Annotated in this window: 21 protein-coding genes; 12 read left to right on the top strand and 9 right to left on the bottom strand. The window is 57.3% G+C overall.

What is annotated here, in order from left to right; genetic code table 11:
* Positions 1–10 precede the first annotated feature (10 nt).
* Together C4S72_RS04990 and C4S72_RS04985 are read right to left on the bottom strand one after the other, a co-directional pair.
* The gene (locus C4S72_RS04990; RefSeq protein ID WP_104001936.1) at positions 11–985 is read right to left on the bottom strand and encodes a YVTN family beta-propeller repeat protein; all 975 of its coding nucleotides are present in this window, start codon (positions 983–985) and stop codon (positions 11–13) included.
* A gap of 51 nt (positions 986–1,036) precedes the next feature.
* Complete coding sequence (locus C4S72_RS04985; protein WP_104001935.1) at positions 1,037–2,206, bottom strand: ABC transporter substrate-binding protein; 1,170 nt, start codon at positions 2,204–2,206, stop codon at positions 1,037–1,039.
* Positions 2,207–2,395: 189 nt separating this feature from the next.
* Between C4S72_RS04985 and C4S72_RS04980 the strand changes: the two genes are divergently transcribed.
* The 3 genes from C4S72_RS04980 to C4S72_RS04970 are packed head-to-tail and all read left to right on the top strand — an operon-like array spanning position 2,396 to position 4,765.
* Positions 2,396–2,827 carry a cupredoxin domain-containing protein gene (locus C4S72_RS04980; RefSeq protein ID WP_104001934.1) on the top strand — a complete coding sequence of 144 codons (432 nt, stop codon included), beginning with the start codon at positions 2,396–2,398 and terminating at the stop codon, positions 2,825–2,827.
* Between the two features lie 4 nt (positions 2,828–2,831).
* Positions 2,832–4,133, top strand: a complete 1,302-nt coding sequence (locus C4S72_RS04975) for a sensor histidine kinase (RefSeq protein ID WP_104001933.1) — start codon at positions 2,832–2,834, stop codon at positions 4,131–4,133.
* On the top strand, positions 4,130–4,765 hold the full coding sequence (locus C4S72_RS04970; RefSeq protein WP_104001932.1) for a response regulator: 636 nt from the start codon (positions 4,130–4,132) through the stop codon (positions 4,763–4,765). Before C4S72_RS04975 ends, C4S72_RS04970 begins: the two co-directional genes overlap by 4 nt.
* Positions 4,766–4,805: 40 nt before the next feature.
* On the opposite strand, the gene C4S72_RS04965 is transcribed toward C4S72_RS04970, so the two are convergent.
* The 4 genes from C4S72_RS04965 to C4S72_RS04950 form a co-directional block, all read right to left on the bottom strand.
* Complete coding sequence (locus C4S72_RS04965) at positions 4,806–5,438, bottom strand: pentapeptide repeat-containing protein (RefSeq protein WP_104001931.1); 633 nt, start codon at positions 5,436–5,438, stop codon at positions 4,806–4,808.
* Positions 5,439–5,531: 93 nt separating this feature from the next.
* Entirely contained in the window at positions 5,532–7,388 is a 1,857-nt protein-coding gene (locus C4S72_RS04960; RefSeq protein ID WP_104001930.1) for a methanol/ethanol family PQQ-dependent dehydrogenase, read from the bottom strand.
* A 416-nt stretch (positions 7,389–7,804) separates the two neighbouring features.
* A complete protein-coding gene (locus C4S72_RS04955) occupies positions 7,805–10,240 on the bottom strand; it encodes a TonB-dependent siderophore receptor (RefSeq protein WP_104001929.1) in 2,436 nt (811 codons plus the stop codon).
* Between the two features lie 97 nt (positions 10,241–10,337).
* A complete protein-coding gene (locus C4S72_RS04950; protein WP_104001928.1) occupies positions 10,338–11,357 on the bottom strand; it encodes a FecR family protein in 1,020 nt (339 codons plus the stop codon).
* Positions 11,358–11,623: 266 nt separating this feature from the next.
* On the opposite strand from C4S72_RS04950, the gene C4S72_RS04945 reads away from it, so the two are divergent.
* From C4S72_RS04945 to C4S72_RS04910, 9 genes are all read left to right on the top strand, one after another.
* Positions 11,624–12,118, top strand: a complete 495-nt coding sequence (locus tag C4S72_RS04945) for a sigma-70 family RNA polymerase sigma factor (protein ID WP_104001927.1) — start codon at positions 11,624–11,626, stop codon at positions 12,116–12,118.
* 466 nt (positions 12,119–12,584) lie between these two features.
* Positions 12,585–12,797 carry a hypothetical protein gene (locus tag C4S72_RS25600; RefSeq protein ID WP_146071861.1) on the top strand — a complete coding sequence of 71 codons (213 nt, stop codon included), beginning with the start codon at positions 12,585–12,587 and terminating at the stop codon, positions 12,795–12,797.
* A 126-nt stretch (positions 12,798–12,923) separates the two neighbouring features.
* On the top strand, positions 12,924–14,246 hold the full coding sequence (locus C4S72_RS04935) for a TolC family protein (RefSeq protein WP_104001925.1): 1,323 nt from the start codon (positions 12,924–12,926) through the stop codon (positions 14,244–14,246).
* A complete protein-coding gene (locus C4S72_RS04930) occupies positions 14,247–15,935 on the top strand; it encodes an efflux RND transporter periplasmic adaptor subunit (protein WP_200826671.1) in 1,689 nt (562 codons plus the stop codon).
* Positions 15,936–15,944: 9 nt separating this feature from the next.
* Positions 15,945–19,127 carry an efflux RND transporter permease subunit gene (locus tag C4S72_RS04925; RefSeq protein ID WP_104001924.1) on the top strand — a complete coding sequence of 1,061 codons (3,183 nt, stop codon included), beginning with the start codon at positions 15,945–15,947 and terminating at the stop codon, positions 19,125–19,127.
* Between the two features lie 43 nt (positions 19,128–19,170).
* The gene (locus C4S72_RS04920; RefSeq protein ID WP_104001923.1) at positions 19,171–19,518 is read left to right on the top strand and encodes a copper resistance CopC family protein; all 348 of its coding nucleotides are present in this window, start codon (positions 19,171–19,173) and stop codon (positions 19,516–19,518) included.
* A 225-nt stretch (positions 19,519–19,743) separates the two neighbouring features.
* On the top strand, positions 19,744–20,703 hold the full coding sequence (locus C4S72_RS04915; RefSeq protein ID WP_104001922.1) for an alpha/beta hydrolase: 960 nt from the start codon (positions 19,744–19,746) through the stop codon (positions 20,701–20,703).
* 147 nt (positions 20,704–20,850) lie between these two features.
* Complete coding sequence (locus C4S72_RS25730; protein ID WP_160115444.1) at positions 20,851–20,997, top strand: hypothetical protein; 147 nt, start codon at positions 20,851–20,853, stop codon at positions 20,995–20,997.
* Positions 20,998–21,423: 426 nt separating this feature from the next.
* On the top strand, positions 21,424–22,353 hold the full coding sequence (locus C4S72_RS04910) for a LysR family transcriptional regulator (protein ID WP_104001921.1): 930 nt from the start codon (positions 21,424–21,426) through the stop codon (positions 22,351–22,353).
* Positions 22,354–22,418: 65 nt separating this feature from the next.
* Here C4S72_RS04910 and C4S72_RS04905 read toward each other — a convergent pair whose 3' ends face one another.
* The 3 genes from C4S72_RS04905 to C4S72_RS04895 all read right to left on the bottom strand — a co-directional run bounded on the left by C4S72_RS04905 (position 22,419) and on the right by C4S72_RS04895 (position 24,461).
* Positions 22,419–23,105: a TorF family putative porin gene (locus C4S72_RS04905; RefSeq protein ID WP_104001920.1), complete on the bottom strand. Its 687-nt coding sequence runs from the start codon at positions 23,103–23,105 to the stop codon at positions 22,419–22,421.
* 258 nt (positions 23,106–23,363) lie between these two features.
* Complete coding sequence (locus C4S72_RS04900) at positions 23,364–24,035, bottom strand: DUF1028 domain-containing protein (RefSeq protein WP_104001919.1); 672 nt, start codon at positions 24,033–24,035, stop codon at positions 23,364–23,366.
* Positions 24,036–24,044: 9 nt separating this feature from the next.
* Positions 24,045–24,461 carry a RidA family protein gene (locus C4S72_RS04895; protein WP_104001918.1) on the bottom strand — a complete coding sequence of 139 codons (417 nt, stop codon included), beginning with the start codon at positions 24,459–24,461 and terminating at the stop codon, positions 24,045–24,047.
* Positions 24,462–24,538 lie beyond the last annotated feature (77 nt).

Genomic DNA, 24,538 nt, shown 5'->3' with positions numbered 1-24,538 from the left:
GCCGATGCCGTTAATCCGCAAGCGTCACGACGCCCCAGGGGTAGCGGCCCACCTTGATCGAGCGCTCTACCTTCATATCCGCCACGTTGATCACAGATACGTCGCCGCTGATGCCATTGGTGGTGAGCAGGTATTTCTTATCGGGCGTGAACTCCATATGCCAGACGCGGCGGCCCACCAGCAGGTAATCGAGGACCTCGTAGGTGTTCGCATCGACCACCGCCACATGGTTGGCCGGGCCCAGGGCGATAAAGGCGTACTTGCCGTCAGCGGTCAGTTTCACGCCCACCGGCTGAATCTTGTCCGGGTGAATGCCCTTGATCTCGAAGTTGAGCTTTTGGATGATCTGGCGGCTCTCCACATCGATCACGGAAACGGTGCCACCGATCTCGGAAGAGGCCCAAAGCAGTTTGCCATCCTCGCGGAATTCAACGTGGCGCGGGCGCTGATCGACCAGGGTGTTGTCCACCAACTCATGGGTTTCGGTATCGATCCAGTGCAGCATATTGGTGGTTTCACTGGTATTTACTGCCCACTTGCCGTCAGGGCTTACCGCCATCCCTTCAGGTTCTACGCCGACCTCGATCTGAGCCAGCACCTCATGGGATTCGGTATCCACCACGGTGACGATGGCGTCGTCCTCGTTGGAGATATACAGCTTGCGGTTATCCGGGTGCAGCGCGAACTGCTCGGGGTCGGCGCCGGAGGGCAGGTTTTCGATGATCTTGTGGGTCGCCAGATCCATTACCTGCACGGTGTCCGAGTCGCTGGCGCAGATATACAGCTTGGTATGATCCTTCGACAGCGCGATACCGCGCGGGCGCTCACCCACATCGATGGTTTCAACCACTTCCCAGGTGTTCAGATCCAGCACCGACAGAGTGTCGTCCTTTTCGTTGGAGATATACGCCTTGGCGGCATGAGCGGCAGGGGTAGCCAGCGCGGCGGCGATCATCAGTGGGAGCAGTTTTGTTTTAATAGTCATGCTTATCTCCTTGGTTCTGTCCTTTGTTCTGTCCTTTGGGCCTCGAAGAGGCTAGCGAGCTACCTGACACGGGCTTTCGGGCTCGTCGAAGCCCAGGGTGTCGAGCTCGGAGCGTTGGTGCAGGAATCCCTCCTGAGGTGAGCTGGAAACCAGGGCACGGGGATGGATCAGGGCGATCGGCTGGCGCAGCTGACCGCTCCAGCTGCGGAAACTGAGTTTGCGACCCTTAAAGGCGGCCAGTTCGAAGTTGTCGGACAGCAGGTAGCCACGTACCCCCTCGGAGCTGTTATCGCCGGTGCGGGTGACCGCTTCGGCGATGCTTCTGATGGCGGCCCAGCTGGCGTAATCCTTTTCATTCATCCAGCGCTCGGACTGTTTCTCAAAGCGGCTTTGCAGCTGGGCAGCGCCCCAGGCTTCAATCATTTTGTGCCAGCCTGTCGGCATGAGCCCCTGGGTGCCCACAACCGGGCGGGGCAGCCCAGTGTTGTAGGGCAGGTATTCGCCAAAATCGCCGCGCTCGTCGGCCACAACGACCACGTCATATTCAGTGCCGGAGGTGAACGGAGGCAGCTCTTTCTGCGCGGTGCGGCGCAGGTCGGTATCAAAACTCCAGGCTTTCTCGGCGACGATCTTGCCGCCAAAACGCTGGGCCGAACGCTTAACCGCGGCAGCGAAGGCCTGGTCATCTTCGGTAGAACCCTCAACCAGCATCCAGCGGCTCCAACGGCGCATGATCAACCATTGGGCCAGGGCATCGGCGAGCATGGCGCGGGAAGGAATGGTGTGCAGCAGGCCGTCAACGCATTGGTTGGAGCGTAGGGCATCATCGCGACTACCGGCGTTGATCAGCAGGCTGTCTGCCGGCAGGGCCGCACGCAGCGATCTGAGAGTGTCGCTGTCGGTGTTGACGACAAAAAAGCGTATGCCGCGACTGTAAAGATCGAATGCCGAGGCGACCAGCTGTTGCGGGTCATCGCCCTCGATTTCATGCAGGTTGTAGTGCTGCTTGAGGAAGCGTCCGGTGGTATTGCTGTCAGTGATCGCCAGGCGCGCGCCCTGCAGGCCTGCATCCTCCGGTTCGGGGATGATATTGGATAGAACGGGGCCAGGATCGATCTGCTGGCCGAGATAGGCGATCGAGACTTGGAGAGGGTCCGTGGCCGCCAGCGAGGCGCCGGAAACCAGAGCGCAGAGGGCCCCGGCGAGCAGTGTCTTCAGCATAAACGTCGTTCTTGTTGTTATATGGATGTTGTTATCGATGACCCCAGAATAGGGGGGCTGCGGGGGCATAGAAATATGCTGAAGGTCGCAAACAAATAGTACTCAAGTAGCATTTTGCGTGGGCGTCGCAGCGATAGCATGGGGAACTGATATCAATGACAAGCCGAAAATAATAAACATGGAGTTCATATGTTCTCATTGAAGCGCGCCATACTGCCGCTGATGGCTGCCTCTCTTGTGTCCGTCGGTGCTCAGGCTGCCGGAGACCTCACCACCCGCCCTCAGGAACTGCCTGATCTGATTCTCGGTGACGATGTCAGCGACTATTCGATGTCCCAAAAACGCTACGAGATGGAAACAGGTAAGGCGTACAGTCTAAAAATCATCTCCAGCGGCTATAAGGAATACGCGATCCAGGCCCCGGAGTTCTTTACCTCGATCTTCCTGCGCAAGGTTGAAGCGGGTGATATGGAGATCAAGGCGACTACGTTGACCGAACTTGAGTTCGAGGAAGCCTCTGAAGCGGAGATCTTCTTCGTACCGATCAAACCGGGCACCTACGAGTTCTACTCCGAAGGGCTGGAAAACAAGGGCATGGTGGGCGAGTTCGTCGTCGAATAATCCCATGCGTTTCCGTCTGGTTCTGATTGTCGTCGCGGTCTATCTGGCCGTGACGCTGCTCTCTGTCGTCACCATCTCTTATCAGGCCCGCACCGATGTGGTCAGAGAGGTGGAGTCCGCGCTATCGCAAACCGCATTGATGCTGGATGGACTGCCACTGACTCAAAAGCGCATCGCTGACTTGAGTGGGCTGGCGCCTCGGCACGTAGATATCCTGCCACAGGGCGGCCGGCCACCGGTTGGCAGCACACAAGCGGATACGCCCGCCTGGTTTATCGATCTGATCGGATTCCATGCCGAGCCTTTGCCGGAGCGTCGCGTGCGTACCGCCGATGGTAGCGAGGTGCGTCTGCTGCCTAACAGCCGCGATGAGATCGCCGAGGTCTGGGATTCTATCGTTCAACTGGTCGCTCTTTTCTCTATTGCCTGTGCAGTGACGCTTCTGGTCCTGATGCTTGCGCTTAAACGAGCCCAGTCACAGCTGCGCAGTCTGGTCCGATCAGTGGAGAGGGGAACAAAGCAGGGTATCGGCCTTAAGCTGGCTCAGTATGATGAGCCGGAGGTAAAACGTTTGGCTGATCACTTTGAACGGATCGGGAGTGAGCTGGAAGCAGAACAGGCAGATAATCAGCGTTTGACCGATGCGCTGATGCAGTTGCAGGAGGAGGAGCGTGCCGAACTCGCCCGTGAGCTGCACGATAATCTTGGCCAGTACATCACCGGCGTTCAGGCCACCGCCGCGCTTATCGAGGTCTGTTGCGCAGACCCTCAGAAGACGCTTGAAGCGGCGCGCCGAATTCAGCGGGACTGCAGTGAAATACACGCAGGCTTTAGACAACTGATCAACTCCCTGCATCCGGTGGTGCTGACCGAATTGGGCTTGAGTGACGCTCTCAAGTCACTGGTACAACGCTGGCAGGAGAACACCTCAATCCTCTGCGTGCTTAGTGTTGATGATGAACTTCCTACGCTAAGTATCGATTCTGCAACGCATATTTATCGGATGACCCAAGAGGCGCTGACCAACTGCGCACGTCATTCCGGCGCCAACAGAGTCACTGTCAGTCTGAACGCATCGCGCAAACGGCTAAGTTTGGCGGTTGTCGATAATGGCTCCGGGCTGGCGCCAGGGACCCGGTTTGGCATCGGCCTGAGGTCTATTCATCAACGGGCGCGTGCGCTCGGAGGAGCGGTCAGCCTGGAGTCGACCCTGGATAAAGGGTTGAGTCTGGTGATCGATCTACCTTGCGATGGCCAGGTTCAGAGCCAGCTTCAGAGTCAACGACAGGAGAACTTAAGCGCATGAAAATCCTCATCTGTGATGATCACGCCGTAGTGAGGCACGGGTATGTAGCGCTGCTGGAGGCTGTTCTGCCCGGCGTCGACATGATTCAGGCCGAGTCGGGTCGCGAGGCGTTTCGACACTGGCAACAGGAGGAGCCGGATCTCACCATTCTTGATATCCATCTTCCCGATATCAGCGGATTAGAGGTGGCGCGGCTGATCCTGGAGCGACAGCCTTCGGCAAGGATACTGGCATTCTCCATGTACGATGACACCGCCATGGTGAATCAGGTGCTGCAGATCGGTGTGACCGGTTATATCACCAAAAGCAGCGCGCCTCAGGTATTGATCGATGCAGTCAGAGCGACCCTGAAAGGCAAACCCTATGTGGAGCATGAGTTAGCAACGCGCATCGCGTTCGGTCAGGAGGGCGGAGATCGCCGCCTGCGAGGCATGACCCAGCGCGAGCTAGAGGTATTCACCATGATGGCACGGGGCCTTAACAGCCGGGAGATCGCCGCTCAGCTGAATATCAGCGCGAAAACCGTGGCTAACCACACGGCGCTGCTGAAGCAGAAGCTGGGTATCAAATCCACGGCCGAACTTGTCCATCTCGCGTTTCAATCGGGGCTGGTTCCTCGCGCCCCGATCTAAACGCCTTTCTTTACCCTTAATAGGGTTTGCCCGTCATCCTTTACCAGTCGAACGGGCACCCCTTGCAGCCATTCATCACCGTGTTCTGAAAGATCCCAAAGCGGATCCAGGCACCGCGCATATCAGCATCCATGAGCGAGGCGTTGTAGAGCTTCGCTTCCTGCAGATTGGCCTCACGCAGGTCGGAACCGTCGAGGCGCGCCTTGGGTAACCAGGTCATTTCCAGGTTGGCCGCGTAAAGGCTGGCGCCCATGAGGTTAGCGCCGGAGAAACGGCTGAACTCCAGGTCCGCACCATCCAAGCGCGCGTTCCTAAAGGAGCCGCCCTGGGCAAACATCGCCCAACCGCTGATGGCGGTGAGGTTGGCTCCGTCCGCTGTGGCGCCTCTGAGGCTCGCGCTTTCAAGGCTTGCGCGGACCAAAGTGGCGCCACTCAGATCGGCACCGCTCAGGTCTGCATCATTAAGGTTGGCATGGGTAAGGTTGGCATTTTGAAGATTGGCGCCGCTGAGCTTGATACCACGTAGATCCATGCCTCTAAGGTCCCGGTTGTGCAGATCAGCGCCACGGCAGTCTGCTTGAGGGGCGGGCTCACAGGCCTGGATTGATGAACTGAACGCCAGGGCGGGTAGGGTCAGACCGATAGATAGAGTCACAGCAGCAAGTCGTTTCATGACGAGCTCCTCGTATTGATTCAATGGGAAAGGCGGGGACGAAAGGGGAGGCGATCGGCCTCCCTTTCAGTGCGTTAAACGGTGCTCGGGCGGTTAGTCGAAATCCGCCAGTTTGAAGGCCCAGAAGGAGCCGCCCTGGGGTACCGGCTTGGTCAGCACCGCCATGTCACCACCCCAAAGCGGTACCGCACCGCCGTAGCCGGAGGCGATGCCGATGTATTGCTCGCCATCCATCTCCCAGGTGATCGGGGATGAGATAATCCCAGACCCGGTCTGGAAGCTCCAAACCTCTTCACCCGATTCGGCATCAAAGGCTTTCAGGTAACCATCACCGGTACCGGTAAATACCAGCCCGCCCTTGGTGGCGAGTACACCGGCCCAGAGCGGCAGCGGTTCTTTATGTTCCCAGGCCACGTCACCGGTCAGCGGGTCCATGGCGCGCAGTATACCCACGTGGTCGTCGTACATCCGGCGGATACGGAAGCCCTGGCCGAGATAGGCGTTGCCCTTGCTGTAGGAGACGTTCTCGGTCCAGTACTCCTCCTTCCAGTGGTTGCCCGGTACGTAGAACAGGCCCGTATCCTGGCTATACGCCATGGGGTTCCAGTTCTTGCCGCCGAGGAAGGGCGGGGATACTTCGATGCTTTCGCCGCGCTCTTCACCGGGAGCCGGCTTGGGCGGGCGCTGGTTCTCATTTTCTACCGGACGGCCGCTATCCGGATCGATATGGCTGGCCCAGGTGATGTTATCGACGAACGGGAAGGCGCGGATAAAATCGCCGTTTTCGCGGTTAACGACATAGAAAAAGCCGTTACGGTCAGCGTGGGCGGTGGCTTTGACCGTTTCGCCATCCTCATCGTATTCGAACAGCACCAGCTCGTTGTTGCCGGAGAAGTCCCAGGCGTCGTTCGGGGTGTGCTGGTAGAACCATTTTACCTCGCCGGTGCTGGGGTCCACCGCGACCTGACCGGAGGTGTAGAGGTTATCCCAGTTGCGCGGATCATCGCCTTCGGCGGTGCGTTCCCAGGTGTTCCAGGGGGCCGGGTTACCCGCGCCAACGATAATGGTGTTGGTTTCTGCATCGTAGCTGGCACTCTGCCAGGGCGCGCCGCCGCCGTGACTCCAGGCTTCCACCTTGCCGGTTTCGCGGGCGGGATCATCCGGCCAGCTCGGCGCGGCGGGATCGCCGGTCGGGGTGCTCTCTTCTCCGTTCAGACGGCCCATATGGCCCTCCACAAATGGGCGCATCCAGATCTCTTCCCCGGTATCCGGATCACGGGCGAACAGCTTGCCGACCACACCGAATTCATCGCCGGAGCTGCCATGGATCAGCATCACCCGCCCGGTGGATTGATCCTTCACGATGGTGGGCGCACCGGTCATGGTGTAGCCCTCTTCGTAATCGCCGAAGGTTTCGCGCCAGACCACCTTGCCAGTGTCCTTGTTCAGAGCGACCACCTTCGCGTCCAGCGTACCGAAGAACACCTTATCGCCGTAAATAGCGGCGCCACGGTTCACAACATCGCAGCAGGGGCGGATTCCGTCTGGCAGACGTGCGGTGTAAGACCAGATCTGCTTACCGGTTTTGGCATCGATGGCAAAGATACGGGAGTAAGAACCGGTCACATAGATAACGCCATCATGCACCAGGGCCTGGGATTCCTGACCACGCTGCTTCTCATCGCCGAAGGAGTAGGTCCACGCCGGCACCAGGCGTTTGACGTTATCGGTATTGATCGCATCCATCGGGCTGTAGCGCTGTGCCTTGGGGCCTATACCGTAGCCCAACACATCGTCGGTCGTGGCCTGATCCTGCTGAATATCATCCCAGGTGACCGGGGTGGAGGCGCTGGCGGGCAGGGCGGTCAGGCCCAGAGCTGCGCCGAGTGCGGCGGCGCGCATCATGGCGGTGAGAGGCTTCAGTGTCAGGTTCGCTGTTTTTGTTCTCATTACGATAGCCTTTTCTGGTTGGGTAGGGGGCAGCGGTGAACTGCTCCTGTAGGGATCAACAAGTCCCATACATTCTTGCTATCGCGCGGGTGAACGCCGAGGGAGGTCGCCCCTGTTTTCCCGGGACCTGAGCTCGGGATGCGGGGGAAAAACACCTAATTCCAAAGCCTCCTGTTCCCGGGTCGTAGAAGGCTGGGTCTTAAGTACTAGGACAGGTCGATAACGGCCACTGACTGATAAGTATTCGGTCTGAGGAAAAGGCGAGGCACCTGGCTTGGTTCGAAGACTTAAGCCAGGTCGGTGGACGCTGAATATTTGTAACTCAAATCTAAGCAGTAATATTTCAGGACAACAAATTTGAAGAGACGAGTATCGGCGTAACTTGCCGATACTCGTTGGGCCGAGAGTGAAGCGCCTCAAAAATCGTGTTTGAAGGATAGTGTGATGTTGCGAGGCTCACCCATGAACGGCCCATAGTTCGTACCCGAGCCGCCTAATGACGAGTAATACTCTTTATCGAAGATATTGTTGATGTTCAGTTGCAAGCGGGTTTGCGGATTCATCTGATACTTTGTCATCGCATCGAAGACCGCGTAGGACGGCTGCTCTATGCGATAGCCGGTACCGGTTTTGTAGATTTTGCTTTGCGCACGCATGCTGCCGCCAATACTGAAGCGATTCAGATCTCCACCCAGTTGGTAAACCGATGAGAGTTTGAAAGAGTGGCGTGGCGTATTGTAGGAATAATAGGTTTCACCTTTGTTAGCTCCCTCGACATATTCCGATTCTGAGTAGGTATAGCCGGCCGATAGATTCCAGCGGTCGGTGATCTCGCCGGAAGCATCTATTTCAAATCCGCGGGTGCGAACACGCTCTGCGGCCTCGTAACAGCTTGAGAACGCCGGGTTACAGTAGTTGACGTTATCCAGACGGGTGGCGAGGTTGTCGCGATTGGTTTCAAACAGCGCAATGGAGCCATTAAACCGGCCATCCAGAGACTCAAACTTCAGGCCAATTTCTTTGTTGTTGCCCTCTTCGGGGGGCAGCAGTGAACCGCTGATATCGTAGTTCTGCTGAGGCTGGAATATCTCGGTATAGCTGGTGTAGGCGGTCAGCGTATCGCTGAGGTCGTAAGTGAGGCCGTAGTAAGGCAAGACATAGCCGTCCTCCTGATAGTCGCTCCAGCTGGCGAATGTGGTTTCCGATCCATAATCAAACCAACTCACCCGGGTACCCAGTACCAGATTGAGATCGTCCATCGGGTTGAGTTGCAGTGCGCTGTAAAGACCGTACTGTTTCTGGTCGTAGGTGGCGAGTATGGAGCCAACGTCGATATGCTGGCGTTCCGTTGAAGATGGGTCCCAGTTTTCCGGATCAATCGGAAGGCGTGTGCCGGAGCCACCGAGATAGGAGAGTATCTCCTGGTCGTAGTTGGCGCCGATGACCAGTTTGTGTTCACGGCCAAACAGATCGAATGGACCGTTGGCATGAATATCGAGAGAGCGCGCCTTATGATCGTAGTCGTAGGCACGTACATCCTTCACCAGATCGCCACTGTAGCGCCAGGTGTAAGAAGCCAGCATTTCCGATTGCGCCTTGGAGTATCGCCCTGAAACCTTTAATTTCCACTCGTTGGCCAGTGCCTGCTCCAGATCGAGGTAGGCCGCATTCTCTTCCCTGTCGAGATACTCCCAGTCTGCCGCCAGGTTATCTTCGGGGCGTAAATCATAGAAAGAACCGTCGGTTTTGGTGGGAAAGCCACCCCAGGAGTAACCGTCATGGTGGGTTTTCTGATGACTGAGGCCCAGGCTGAGCAGTGTGCTCTCGGTCAGATCTGCATCCAGTACCGCATAATAAAGATAGTTTTCACGCTCGCTATCCTCTTCAAAGTCATCGCCGCCCTGCACTGAAGAGACAAAGCGCCCACGCAGGGTTTCACTTTCATTTAACGCACCGGAGGTATCAAAGGTCAGGCGTCCATTACCGAAAACGGAAGCGCTGCCACTGACCGAGGTTTGGTTTTCAGCAGTGGGTCTTTTTCGTACCAGGTTTATAGAGGCAGAAGGATCACCAGCGCCCTGGGTAAGGCCGGTCGCACCACGGACCACCTCTACCCGGTCATACATCGCCATCACATCATCGCCGATGATGTCACGGGCATAGTAATGTACGTGGCTCGAGACCCCGTCGTATTGAATATTGTCGATGGTCGCGCCGCGGGAAATATACTCCCAGCGCGTTGCTCCAACCCGCGATACGTTGATACCTGTGGTGTCCTGGAGCGCTTCATCCACTGTCTGGTAATTCTGGTCCTCGATTTTCTGCTGGGTAATCACACTGACCGACTGCGGCGTCTCCCGAATAGACAGGTTCATTTTGGTCGCTGTTGATGTGGCGCCAGTGGTGTAGGAACCGGTGTTCTCGGTAACGCCGCGAGCAAAATCAGAGTCGCCCTCAACCTTGATAGTCGACAGGGATGCGCTGTCGCCGTTACCGGACGACACCGTGATACTTGAACCCTCGATGCTGTAGTTCAGCGATGTTCCCTGCAGTAAGCGAGAGAGGGCGGAGTTCACTTCCATCCGTCCTTCAACCGCAGAGCTGGTAAGACCGGCGAGATCGTTAGGGCTGTATAGCACCTGGTAGCCGGATTGCCGCGCAAAGGTGTTCAGCGCCTGACTGAGGTTCTGCGCTGGGATATTGAACCTGGCCTCGGCAGCCTGCACCTGCATGGCGACGGGAGCGCTAAGCGCGGCGAGGAGTGCGGCGCTGGCGGAGTAGCGGGTCAGGTGGAAGGCACGGGTTTTAAGAATGGCCTGGGTGAGGCGGTTAAGTGCTGGCTGCGTTGGCATAGGGATTCCCGGATGCAATCGTTAACTGGAAATGGTTATCGTTACCAGTAAGACGATGGCGAGCTGAAATTCGGGAATCGAATTGTGAAAAATATTTTTAGCGCAGGCTGATAACCAGCTGATCGTTGCCGCGCTGGCTGATACGCACCGGCAATATCCGTGGCAGTGTGCGGACGAGCTGCTCAATATTGGCGGTGTTATAGATGCCGCCGACACGCAACTCGGCCACTTCCGGGCTCGCGAGGACGACCGGCTCCTCCAGGTAGCGGTTGATCAGTGGCAGGGCTTCGCGCAGAGAGAGGTCGTCCAGCACCAATTTGCCATCGACCCAGGAGAGGGCTTCCTCCACATCCACAGGGCTGACACGGGAGCGCAGATTGTCGTCCGTATAGACCAGTTGCATACCCGGCTCAAGGTTAACGCTGCCTGATTCAGGGTTGGTTTGCGGCTGCACCCTGACTGCGCCTTCCTGCAGGGTAACGCGCACCTCGCCATTATAGCTCCAGACATTGAACCGGGTGCCGGTGACGATCATATCCCGGTCACCGGCGTGGACGATAAACGGGTGCTCGGCGTCATGCTCAACGGTAAAAAACGCTTCACCGCGGCTCAGTGTTACGGAGCGCCGATCACGAAAATTGGCGAATGAGATTACCGAGTTGCGGTTGATCTCGACCTGGGAACCATCAGGCAGATCAGCGACCCGGAGCTCGTTATCGGTGCTATAGCGAGTGTAGGCGTTGGGCACGTAGCCCTGATTCCAACCAAAGATTCCACCCGCCAGTACAATAAAGCCTGCCGCCACCGCTGCCTGGGCAAAGCGAAAAGGTTTGTTGCGCTTGAGCGCTCTGGGAAGAGGGCTGACTCTTGAAAGATCGGCTGACGAAGCCGCTGACGGAGCAAAGTCCGGAGGCAGTTGGTCTCCCAGCGCCGAGATCTCAAGCATCGCTTCGTACTCGGCTTTATGCTCTGGTGAGCTGTTGATCCAGCGCTGAAAGCTTGTCTGCTCGTCGGCGGTAAGGTCGCCGTCATCAACACGCATACACCAATACGCGGCCTGTTCAGCCAGCCGTTCCCGGGCTTCTGTATCGAGCGTGTTGGTGTCTGAATGACTCATCGATAACTGTCTTATCTGCGTATCTCAAGAAAGGGTAGCTGCGAAGATTGTCATCCCGTTATTGGGATTTCAACTCCTGGTCAGCTGCTCAACCATGGAGTATACCCAGTATCCTGCGAGCATCTTTAACAAAGATGCGAATTATTATAAGTTAGATTTAGAACAAAGTGTGCCCGCTCAGTAACAGCCTTTCGTGCTGACTGATCGACGGATGCGGCACAGCGGAAGTTCGGCCTTGAGTTTTGGGTTCGGAGTATCAGCGGACGATGGAACACTATTATAACGAACTGGTTGGATACCTGACCTCGCGGCTGTGCGATCGGCAGCGGGCGGCGGATGTGGCGCACGATGCCTACGTGCGTGTACTGGAAAGCGGTAACCTGGCGGTGTTGGATAATCCCCGCGCCTTTCTCTATCGCACCGCCATCAATCTATCGATCGATCTGTATCGACGCGAGAAACGCTTACCGCTGGAGCCACTGGAGATCGTGGACACTGTCGATAGAAGTTCACTTAACGAGCCTGAACATCCTGTATCGCAGCTCTACCAGGAGCAGAAAACCCAGTTGATGCAGCGAGCGCTGAATGAACTCTCGGATAACTGCCGCGAGGCTTTTCTGCTGCGAAAACTGGAGAAACTGTCACACGCCCAGATCGCTGAGCGGATGCAGATCTCCACCAGCATGGTGCAGAAGCATATAGTAAACGCCATGAAACACTGCCGTATCCGCGTACAGGAGCTGGAAGCGGCTCAAAGTTAGGTTCACTGCTTACGCTCTGGCCGGTAGGCGGAACAGGTTTACGCGCGGACCAGCACGGGGCTTTTTCCATGGAAGAACAAAGGCCTACTGGTCAAAAGCGTAAAATCGTATTAGATTTAGTCCTCTCTTCGAGCGAGCGACCTGTTTACAGTCCATGAACCACCCAAAGCGCTTTTCCAAATCAGTCTGGCTTCTGGTTATCACTTTGATAACCCAGATGTTCACTGTTGCCGGCGCTAGCGCACATATGGGGCTGATGTCGTCGAAGGGCATGTCCGCTGGGAATATGTCATCCGCCAGCATGTCTCACGCGGGTTCAGCCCATGAGATGATAAAGCACCTTTCAGCGGGACAAGTTTCAACCGGTCACTTTTCAGCCGAACAAGCTTCAACTGATCAATCCCTTACCGGCAGCGCGCACCTAGTGGCCGGTGCCAATAGCGATCATACAAACGGCTGTACCTCGATGAGCTCCGGTTCAGACGAGGATTCGAACGCCTGGAATAGCTGTGTCGGGCAGGATGACTGCCAGCTGCAGCATTGCAGCGCCGCCCACGCCATCGCCAAGGTGTTTCCCGCTTCAATCTCTCCGGACCTTAACCGGTCCTGGCCGCGACTCTCACCGCGTCCGCTTCTGTTGCCTTTGCCTCCGCTGGGCCAACCTCCGAAAACCGCCTGATCCTCAGGCTGCAGCTAACTGCAGTCCCACCGATCTCCTTTTCGTTTTTTGAATTGGATTTACGAATTTTCGTAGGGCGGCCATCGCATTATCGATGTCCGGTCGCCCTGGCGTGAGGACAGTATCTTGTATCTCTTTAAATCTCCCGGAGCTTTGCTGTGCCTGATCGGCACCGGTGCTCTGGCTTATCTACCCGCCGTACAGGCGGCGCCACTGACCCTTGAAGATGCGGTAAACCGCGCACTGGCGTCGGATACCTGGATCAAAACCAGCCAGTTTAACGAGTCATCGCAACGTTCCATGGGCGATGCTGCGGGTCGCTTACCGGACCCGAAGTTCAACCTGGCGCTGGCCAATATGCCCAGCGATACGCTGGACTTTAACCAGGAGCCGATGACGCAACTGGTGTTCGGTGTCTCCCAGATGATCCCCCGCGGCGATACGCTTGAGCTGAACTCCAGCAAGTTTGAGCAGCAGGCCGATATGCAGCCGCTGCTGCGTGAAGAGCGCAAGGCGCGGGTGCGTATGGAGGTGAGCCAGCTTTGGCTGGACGCCTGGCAGGCGCAGCGCAGCATCGACCTGATCGATGACAACCGGGCGCTGTTTGAGCAGCTCGTCGATGTCACCACGTCCAGCTACGTCTCGGCTCTGGGACGCACCCGTCAGCAGGATCTGATCCGGGCGCAACTGGAACTGACCCAGCTCGATAACCGACTCTCACGGCTGCAACAGCAGCGCGATATGGCCAGCGCAAAACTCTCCGAATGGCTGATCAATCTTGAGGCCGACGATGCGGAGATTCCCGCCTCATCTGCCATCGAATTCCCGACAGCCACACCCCAGCTCGCCAGCAGCGACGCCGCTCTGGAGCAGGTCACCAGCGCAAGACGTTTTATCGGCCACCCGTCCATTCAGCTGTTTGATCGCCAGATTGAACTGTCCCGCACCGACGTGGATCTGGCAGAGCAGAAGTACAAACCCCAGTGGGGCCTCTCGGCCAGCTATGGCTATCGCGGTGACGATGCCATGGGCTCGGATCGTGCCGATCTGATGAGCGTTGGCGTCAGTGTGGAGATGCCGCTGTTTTCGACCCGCAAACAGGATAGTGAGGTGGACGCGGCCAGCTCCCGTGTCGAAGCCGTGCGTACCGAACGCCTGCTGAAACTGCGGCAATTGGTCTCCGCCTACGAAAACGCCAAGGCGGCGTACATGAATGCCAGCGATCGCATCGCGCTTTATCAGCAGCAGCTGTTACCGCAGAGCCATGAGGCCGCCGAAGCGGCGCTGAATGCCTACACCTCTGATGATGGCGACTTTGCCGAGGTGGTGCGCGCGCGTATCAGCGAACTGGATAACCACCTGGCTCTGATTGAGCTTTCAGCACAGCAGCAGAAGCAGCTTGCGCAGATCAACTACCTGCTGACCAGCGTCGACAGCGAGGGACGATAAATGAGTAATGGAGCAAATAACGGCAAGGGCGCGATCAAGTCGCTCGCGCTGCTGGTGGCCGGTATCGCGGTGGGTGCGGGTGCTGTTTATCTGATGCAACCGGGCGGTGGTGAAACGGGCGCGTCCGCCAGTGGCGAGCCGGAACCGCTTTACTGGGTGGCACCGATGGATCCGAACTACCGGCGTGACCAACCCGGCAAATCCCCCATGGGTATGGACCTTATTCCGGTCTATGCCGAGGACCATAGCAGCGGCCCGGACGAGGGTGCCGGCACCATCAGTATCGCGCCGGAAGTGGTCAACAACCTGGGTGTTCGCACCGGCGAAGTCGCCGAATCGAGCCTCAACTTTGAAGTCCGCACCGTCGGATATATTCAGTACAGCGAAGATCGCATCGTCCATATTCACCCCCGTGTCGAGGGCTGGATCGAAAAGCTCTACGTCAAAGCGGCCGGAGAGCCGGTTAAAAAAGGCGAGCCGCTTTACGACCTCTATTCACCGGAGCTGGTGAATGCCCAGGAGGAGCTGCTGTTTGCACTGGGCCGGGGCGATTCCCGTTTGACCAACGCCGCCGAAGCGCGCCTGCGCTCACTGAACGTTTCCGATTCCGTGATCGCCACACTGAAACGTAATCGCCGTACGCTGCAGACCGTCACCTTTTACGCCCCCGCCGATGGCGTTATCGACGACTTCGCCGTGCGCGAAGGCTTCTACGTGAAGCCGGGCATGACGCTGATGTCGGTGGGTGCCCTGGATGAAGTCTGGGTTGAGGCCGAAGTGTTTGAGCGCCAGTCGAGCCTTATCAAAGAGGGGCTGCCGGTGGTGATGCGGCTTGATTACCTGCCGGGCCGGGAGTGGGACGGAGAGGTGGATTATGTCTACCCGACCCTGGACCCGAACACCCGCACCCTGAGAGTGCGTTTACGCTTTGCCAATCCGGACCGGGAACTCAAACCCAATATGTTTGCGGAGGTAAGGATCCTCAACCAGAGCAGCGAACCGGTGCTCAGCGTTCCGCGTGAGGCGGTGATCCGCAGCGGGCAGCAGAATCGAGTTGTGCTGGCCCTGGGAGAAGGGCGCTTCAAGTCGGTGGCGGTGAATACCGGTCGCAGCGATGGTTCGCGTATCGAGATACTCGATGGCCTCAGCGCTGGCGAGCAGGTGGTGACCTCCGCGCAGTTCCTGCTGGACTCTGAATCGAGCAAAACCTCCGACTTCAAGCGGATGCATCAGCCGGATGCCAGCGACACAGCCCAGCAACCCGCCGAAGTGCCGACCAGTGTCTGGGCAGACGCCCAGATCAACGAGCTGATGCCGGACGATCTGAAGATCAACGTCGATCACGCGGCGATCCCGGAGTGGAACTGGCCGGAGATGAAGATGGACTTCAGCGTATCCGAATGGGTCGACCTGAGTTCGCTCAACCCCGGCGACAAGGCGCAGATCGAGATTCGCAAGCTCGAAGAGGGCGGTTACCAGGTTAACGATATTTATGTCACCGAACCGGCGGCAGGTGCGCAGGGCGGGGAGATGAGTGGCTCCAGCTCGGATGATATGTCCGGTATGGATCACTCTTCTATGGATCACTCTTCTATGGATCATTCAGCGATGGAATCCGGGGCTGACCAGGGCGCTGATCAAACCATGGATCATAGCAATCACAACGCCAACCCGGCCCGCCAGCAGTAAGGAGGCGATATGATCGAATCGATAATTCGCTGGTCTGTCGGCAACAGGTTCTTTGTGTTGTTGGCCACACTGGTGATCATAGGTTGGGGCTTGTTCTCGCTGAAGAACACTCCCGTGGATGCGATACCGGACCTGTCCGATGTGCAGGTGATCATCAAAACCAGCTACGCGGGGCAGGCGCCCCAGGTGGTTGAGGATCAGGTGACCTATCCGCTGACCACGGCCATGCTGTCGGTGCCCGGTGCGGAAACGGTGCGCGGCTACTCCTTTTTCGGTGATTCCTACGTTTACGTGATCTTCAACGAGGATACCGATATCTATTGGGCGCGCAGCCGGGTGCTGGAATACCTCTCCCAGGTGGCGCCTTCGTTGCCGGAGAACGCCCGTCCGCAGCTGGGCCCCGATGCTACCGGCGTTGGCTGGGTATACCTTTACGCCCTGCAGGATAAAACCGGCCAGCATGACATTAGCGAGCTGCGTTCACTGCAGGACTGGTTCCTGAAATATGAACTGCAGACCGTTCCCGGTGTGTCTGAAGTGGCGCCCATCGGCGGTATGGTGAAGCAGTACCAGGTGCGCGTTAATCCCGAAAAACTGCGCGCGTTGGGTATGCCGCTCTCTAATGTTCAGAACGCCATTCGACGCGGTAACCAGGAGGTCGGCGCCTCGGTTATCGAGATGGCTGAAGCGGAGTACATGGTTCGTGCTACCGGCTATATCCAGGGCGTGGAAGACCTGGAAAATATCCCGCTGGGCGTGAATCAAAACGGCACGCCGCTGCTACTCAAGGATGTGGCCGAGATCGGCACAGGACCGCAGATGCGCCGTGGCGTCGCCGAGCTTAATGGCGAGGGCGAAGTGGTTGGCGGCGTTGTGGTGATGCGCTTCGGTGAAAACGCACAGAAAACCATCGACGGCGTGAAGGCCAAGCTGGAAACGCTGAAAGCAGGCCTGCCGGAAGGGGTTGAGGTAGTCACCGTCTATGATCGTTCCGGCCTTATCGGCCGCGCGGTGGAGAATCTCTGGCACAAGCTGCTGGAGGAGTTCATCGTCGTTGCCCTGGTGTGCGTGCTGTTCCTGTTTCATATCCGCTCTTCGCTGGTAGCGATCGTCAGTCTGCCGGTGGGGATTCTCGCAGCCTTTGGCGTCATGCACCTGCAGGGGATCAACGCCAACATCATGTCGCTGGGCGGTATCGCCATCGCTATTGGCGCGATGATCGATGGCGCCATCGTCATGATCGAGAACATGCACAAGCATATGGAACGCACACCGCTGACCAAGGAAAATCGCTGGAAGGTGGTGGCGGAGTCCGCCTGTGAAGTGGGGCCGGCGCTGTTCTTCAGCCTGTTGATTATCACCATCAGCTTTGTGCCGGTGTTCACGCTGGAATCCCAGGAGGGACGGATGTTCTCTCCGCTGGCGTTCACCAAGACCTACGCCATGGCGGCCGCGGCGGCGCTGGCGATTACCCTGGTGCCGGTGCTGATGGGCTACTTCATCCGTGGCAAGGTGCTGGCGGAACACAAAAACCCGATCAACAAACTGCTGACCGCCATCTACATGCCGACGCTGAAAGCGGTGCTGCAGTATCCGAAAACCGTTCTGGTTGGCGCGGTGCTGGTGTTGGCGGCGGGCTTCTGGCCGCTGGACAAGATCGGCAGCGAGTTCATCCCCTCACTGGATGAGGGCGATCTGATGTATATGCCGACCACCTATCCCGGTATCTCCGTGGGGCAGGCGCGCCAGGTACTGCAACAGACCGACAAGCTGATCAGCACTATCCCAGAGGTGGAAACGGTATTCGGCAAGGTAGGGCGCGCGGAAACCGCCACCGACCCGGCACCGATGACCATGATCGAGACCTTTATCCAGCTTAAACCCCGTGGCGAATGGCGCGAAGGTGTCACCACCGACAGCTTGCGTCAGGAGTTGGATGCCCTGGTGAAGTATCCCGGCGTGACCAACGCCTGGGTGATGCCGATCAAGACCCGTATCGACATGCTGGCCACCGGTATCAAAACCCCGGTAGGCGTGAAGATCGCGGGTCCCGATCTGAATCAGATCCAGGCGATCGGCCAGCAGCTCGAAACCATTCTCAAGGATGTGCCGGGCACCGCATCGGTGTACTCCGAGCGAGTGGCCGGAGGGCGTTACATCAAGGTGGATATCAATCGCCTGAATGCGGCGCGTTATGGCCTGAATATCGCGGATATCCAGCAGATCGTCGCCAGCGCCATCGGCGGAATGAACGTGGCCCAGACCATTGAAGGGCTGGAACGCTACCCGATCAATCTGCGCTATCCGCAGGATTACCGCGACTCACCGGAACAGCTAGCACTGCTGCCGATCGTTACCCCGGCGGGGCAGCGTATCGCCCTGGGTGATGTGGCGGATATCTACGTCGAAGAGGGGCCGCCGGGGATCAAGAGCGAGAACGCACGGCTGAACGGCTGGGCCTTTATCGATATCGAGGGTGTAGATCTGGGTTCCTACGTGGAGCAGGCCCGCGCAACGGTGGAAGAGCAGTTGGATCTTCCCGCCGGTTATTCGGTGTCCTGGTCCGGCCAGTACGAATACATGCAAAGGGCGAAGGAAAAACTCACCTACGTGATTCCGCTGACCCTGGCGATCATCGTCGTGCTGCTGTTTATCAACTTCCGCAACTTCACCGAGGTGGCGATCATCATGGGCACCCTCCCGCTGGCCATGGTGGGTAGCGTCTGGCTGATGTACTGGGAGAACTTCAACTTCTCCATCGCGGTGGGCGTGGGCTTTATCGCCCTGGCCGGTGTGGCGGTGGAGATAGGCGTGATCATGCTGGTGTACCTGAACCAATCCTGGCGCGAAATGCTTGAGCGCTGCGCCGCCCAGCATGTGCTGCCGCGCGAGGAAACCCTGCGCCATGCCGTGCTGCACGGAGCGGGTCTTCGCGTGCGTCCGGTGATGATGACCGCGGCGTCGATCATTATCGGCCTGCTGCCGATCCTTTACGGCACAGGCACCGGATCCGAGGTGATGAGCCGTATCGCCGCCCCCATGGTCGGTGGCATGGTCAGCGCCGTGATCCTGACACTGCTGGTGCTGCCGGCGGTGTACTACCTGCGCCGTCTGCACTCCCTGAAACAGCTCTCTCTTAAAGGAATTTACGCCGAACCACCCCAGACACCGGGAAATAACCCTGTTGCCTGATAAGCATTTAAAAATCCGAAAAACTGAAATGAGGAAAGACACCATGAAAACTCTGAAATCGATCATCGCCGCCGGCCTTATTGCCCTGTCTGCACCAGCCATCGCCCATACCGATATGATGGAATCCCATCCGATGGATGGCGCCATGATGATGGAGCCGGTCAAGAACGTTGAGATGACCTTCGGCATGGATGTGCGCCTGGTCAACGTTCGTGTGATCGACTCATCCAACAAGCCGGTAAGCATCGGCTTCTCACCGATGACCGAGCCGGCGAAAAACTTCAGCGTACCCATGCCGATGCTCAAGCCGGATACCTACAAGGTGGATTGGACCGCCATGGGTGAAGACGGCCACAAGATGACCGGTTCCTTCCAGTTTATGCAGCATTGATCAAACACCTGCATAAAGTCTGACCGAAAACGGCCGGCGATCTCCTCAGAGCGCCGGCCGTTTTGTTTCGACCTTGCAGCACACGAAAAGTCTTATTGATCCCATGGTCTTTTAAAAACTGATCTATGCTTCGAACAGCCTTTGGCTGAAGGACGCGCGGCACTCCTTACCAGACCTGAGCATGAGGAGCATGCGCATCAGAGTATAAAAAGACTGGAGGGAGTCATGCTTTTTGTTACCAACAGGGAGCCGAAGGGCTCGATCCGCACACGGGTTAACCGCAAGTTTGCATTCGACCTAAAGAAAAACGCACCTTCAAACTCGATCTACTGCTGCGAAAGAGTGGGGCCGGACGACTATATCGAGCTGGGTTCCAAGCTCTGGTTAAGTCGCCTGAAACAGAGCCGATCCAAACAGCTGCTCTTCTTTATCCATGGTTTTTCCAATATACCGGAGCCGGATATCTTCCCCCGCGCACTGGCGCTGCAGGCGCAGTTCGATGCGGTCGACCCCGAACTGGTGCAGGTGATACCGGTGATATGGCCCTGCGATGACGACCCCGGCATCGTGAAGGATTACTGGGATGACCAGAAATCCGCCGATATGAGTGCCTTCTCCTTTGCCCGCGCGCTGCAGTTCTTTATGCGCTGGCGCGATGAAGAGCCGGAAGAGTTTCCCTGTATCAAGCGGATTAATGTGCTGGCGCACTCCATGGGGAACCGGGTACTGAGGCAGACGCTGGCGGCCTGGGATAAATATGACCTGGCGGATGGCGTGCCGTTGATCTTCAGAAACACCTTTCTGGTGGCGGCGGATATCGTTAATGAATCGCTGGAGCCGGAGTTTTCAGGCCGTCTCATCAGCCAGTCATCGCGTAATGTATCGGTCTATTACGCCTCGGACGATCTGGCACTGCGGGCAAGCAAAGTATCCAACCTGAAGAACAAGGTCGCCTCGCGCCGGCTCGGTCACTCCGGCCCTGAGGATATGGATAAAACCCAGTCCAACGTGTACGCCATCGACTGCGACAACTTCAACAACCGTTATGACCGGCCCAAGGGACATAGCTATTTCATCGATGATGGCGAGGGAAATCCCGGCGTTGTGTTCCAGCATCTCGTTCAGTCACTGCAGACAGGGCGAGTTTTTGTCGGTGTGAGCCGGGATCGGCGTCATATTCTCTAAGGCTGTTTTCTTCGGGATAGGCTCTGATGCGTTCTGCCAAAGCGCAGCGTCGTGAACGGTCATAGTCGAAGGCGGACAGGGCTGGTATGCTCACTTATATGCATAAAACTGCAATAGAGCTTAACCAAGAGAAGGAGCAACCCCACGATGTTTAATGGACTGGATGAGCTCGAAGACTTTGCTGAGCGTCTTGCACCCCCAACCAAGGAGGAGCTGGAAGCGGCCCGCAGCGAGAAGCTGGCTGAGGCCTATGAAGAGAACGAGGCACCCTGCGAGCTGGAAGTTCACGCCTGATTATTGGACTGCCTGCCTGTCGTTAAGACCTCACGAATAACGCCCGAAAAGCCCTGCTCATTGATCCCAGCGGGGCTTTTTTATGGGCATGCGCTTCGGCTGGCCGACTTCCGTTAAAAAGTTGGCCCAGGGTTATGCTGTTTTTTGGGGAGTTGCGTGCATTGCAAGGGCGCACCTTCCACGCTTTGAAAGCGCATTGATGTTGATGAACCAGAAGATTATCGCCTTTTAATCGATCGATTCAGACCATTCTTTGCTTTTGATACGCGCGGGGACTGAATGGCAAAAATGCTGCATAAAAAAATCTGGTGCTAACATAAAATAGAATAGATTTTATTGTTTAAAGCACTACCCAGAGACATCAGATTTCACAGGGTACTGCTCGGCGCAAGGCCAGACTTCTGCAGCTCCCTTAAAGGTAGCCCAATGAACTTTACGCTAAAGCAATTGAGATATTTTGTACTGGCCGGTGACCATAGCAGCGTCACCAAGGCCGCGGAGGAGATGTACGTTTCTCAGCCCTCCATCTCGTCGGCCATTCACCACCTGGAAATGGTCACCGGGCTGCAGCTGTTTATCCGACACCATGCCCAGGGTCTGACGCTGACGCCCCAGGGCCGTCAGTTTTATCGCAAGTCCAAGAACCTGCTCAAGCAGGCCGATGATCTGGCCCTGTTCGCCACCAGCCTTGGTAAGGACATCACCGGTAATCTGAACCTGGTGGGGTTTCCGACCTTTACCGCACTGATGATGCCGAGCATTCTCAAGCAGTTTATTACCCGTTACCCGGAGGTAAATGTTCATTGCGACGAGATGCACCAGCGCGATCTGATTCAGGGGTTGCTTAACAGCGATTATGAACTGGCGATCACCTACGATATGGAGTTACCGGACTCCGTCGAGTTTCTGCCGCTGTTGTCTCTGCCGCCCTATGCGGTGGTAAGCCAGGACCACCCGCTGGCAAACCGGAAAAAGGTCTCACTCAAGGAATTGGCTGACCTTCCCATGGTGATGCTCGACTGGCCCATGAGCCGCGAATACTTCAGCTCGCTATTCCTGAGTCAGAACCTTAAACCCCACTGCGCGCACAAGGCGCATTCACTGGGTATGGTGAGGGGGATGGTGGCCAACGGCTTTGGCTACTCGCTGTTCAATACTCCGGCGGTCAGCAACGTGGCCTTGGATGGATCTGAATTTGTGTCGCTGGAACTGGAAGAGGAGCTGATGCCGCTACAGATGGGGATCGCCCGACTTGCCCAGTCGCGTCTGACCCCTGCGGGTAACGCGTTTGTAGAGATGCTGCAGAGCTATGCAGACCAGTTACTCAGCGGCGATATAGAGAAGAAATCCTCCTGATCGGCGCTGCTACCCGATAGCCCGAAGAAAAAAGGGAGCCCGAGTCAGGCTCCCTGGAAGGGGTATTAGAAGGTGCGGGAAACGGTCAGCACGACGGTGTTATCGTTACGGAACAGACCGCTGTTGTATTCGTCCGCCTTGTCGATGCTGTTAAACAGGTAAGCGACCGACAGATCGACACCGGCATAGCTGCCGGACAAGCCGATGGAGTAATCCTCGTAGTCGTTGATATCGGCCTCGCCCCAGTAATCACCGAAGCTGTGGCCTGCGTGCAGGTCCAGGCTGAGATCCATCGGCAGCGGCTGGCTGTAGCCGATAGCGATGTACTGACCGGATTCGCCGGTGTTGAAATAGTCGTCGGCGTAGCCGTAGGTGAGGTAAGCGTTGCCGTAGTAAAGGCTGAAGTTAAGCTGGCCATAATCGGCATCGGCAGCGTCATAACCCGGGTAGGTGTACCAGGCCAGGTTCACATCGTAGCTCAGGTCATCGGTGATGCTGTTGCCGTAGCCGACGTAGTAATCGATCTCCAGGTTGGCGTCGTCCCCGAAATCCACATTGCTGCCCCAGATGCCTGCGTAGATACCGTTATCGAACGCGACATCCAGGCTTCCCTGGATCGCAGCATCACCCGCCGTCTGGGAGATACCGTTGAAGCGGTAGTCATTGGTGAAACTGATGGTGCCAGAAGTTTCCGCGGCGTATACCTGAGTGACTGCCAGAGTGCTGACCAGACCAAACAGTACTTTTTTCATTTACTACATACTCCTGAAGTGCATTTCTTTTTTAGGATTGTTGGGTGTTTCGCATGACCAGGGGGCGATTAAAACCGCGTGTCCCGAGGCAGCCAGGGTGCGCCTCGGGTACGCGGGGGCCGCTGAAACCGAGTTCAGTGGCCGGGTGCTTCGTTGTTATTGGATGATCCTTGCCTTTGCTGCCCTACAGGCGCCTGTCCGCTGAGCTCAGGGTGCGGCGCTCGCTAAACCGACGTGTCGGGGCGGACACAAACAGGACTATTCGTCACCAGGTACGCCGTAGCTTTCAGCGTTATCAGGGTCCTGGGCGCGAGTGATATAGGCCTGCATCTGGGGCTGGTAGTTGTGCCAGACCATGCGCAGCTCGTTGATGGGGTCGATATGCCAGTCGACGCGCAGATCGACTACTGGCCACTGGGGTTCGGCGCACATCAGAATGCCTGCCGAATGCACGGGGCCCATTTCGCCACCGGCGGCGAGGCCAGCCTCAAGCGCCCGCAGCAGGCGTTCCGCCAGATGGCCAGTGCTGTTCTCAAACGCTTTCACCATGGCCGCTGGCACCTGCTCGTTCTGCAGCAGGTTGCCCATGGCTATACAGTTCTGACCTACCGCCGTTGCGTGCAGGCCCAGCGCTTTCTCGCCGCTGAAGGTGGCGCCTTCGCCCTTGTTATTCAGGACGCCCAACTGACGCCAGCGCACATCGCTATCGGCCTCGCCTAGTGCCTCAAGCACCTGCTCGGGAGAGAGCCCTTCGCTCAGCAGCTTCAGACCCAGTGGGCCGAGATCGGGGTTGGTCACGTTCTGGGTCAGCGCAACACCGGTGCCACTGCCGACAAAAGCGCAGCGGCTGGTGACGCAGATGCTGGAGGAGGTGATGGCACAGCCCAGCATGCCTGTATCGGGACAAAACCCGGCCACGGAAAAAGTCATGCTTGCTCCTTATTCCTGATCGGGGATAACGGCGATGACATCGATCTCCATCAGCCATTCCGCCTGCGCAAGGCCGGCGACAACGAGCCCGGTAGAGATCGGGAACACACCCTTCAGCCATTTGCCCACTTCACGGTAAACCGGCTCACGAAATCGCGGATCGGTGATGTAGGTGGTGGTCTTAACGATATGGGACATATCGGAACCCGCCTCTTCAAGCAGTTGCTTGACGTTCTTCATCGCCTGCTCGGCCTGAGCACGGGGGTCGCCAAGGCCCACCAGGTTACCTTCGAAATCGGTACCGACCTGACCACGGACATAGACCGTGTTGCCGGCTTTAACCGCCTGGCAGAGGTCGTTGTCCAGCGTCTGGTTGGGGTAGGTTTCCTTGGTGTTGAACATGCGGATTCGTGTATGTGTAGGCATCGGCATCAGCTCCTGTAGCACAGCGAAAAATGGGACAAGATAAAAACGAGCAATGGCGGCGGGTCAGTCCCGCCGCC

Origin of the sequence: Marinobacterium lutimaris, assembly GCF_900108065.1 — a bacterium.
Classification (GTDB): Bacteria; Pseudomonadota; Gammaproteobacteria; order Pseudomonadales; family Balneatricaceae; genus Marinobacterium_D; species Marinobacterium_D lutimaris.
This window is presented reverse-complemented; position numbering and strand designations above follow the sequence as displayed.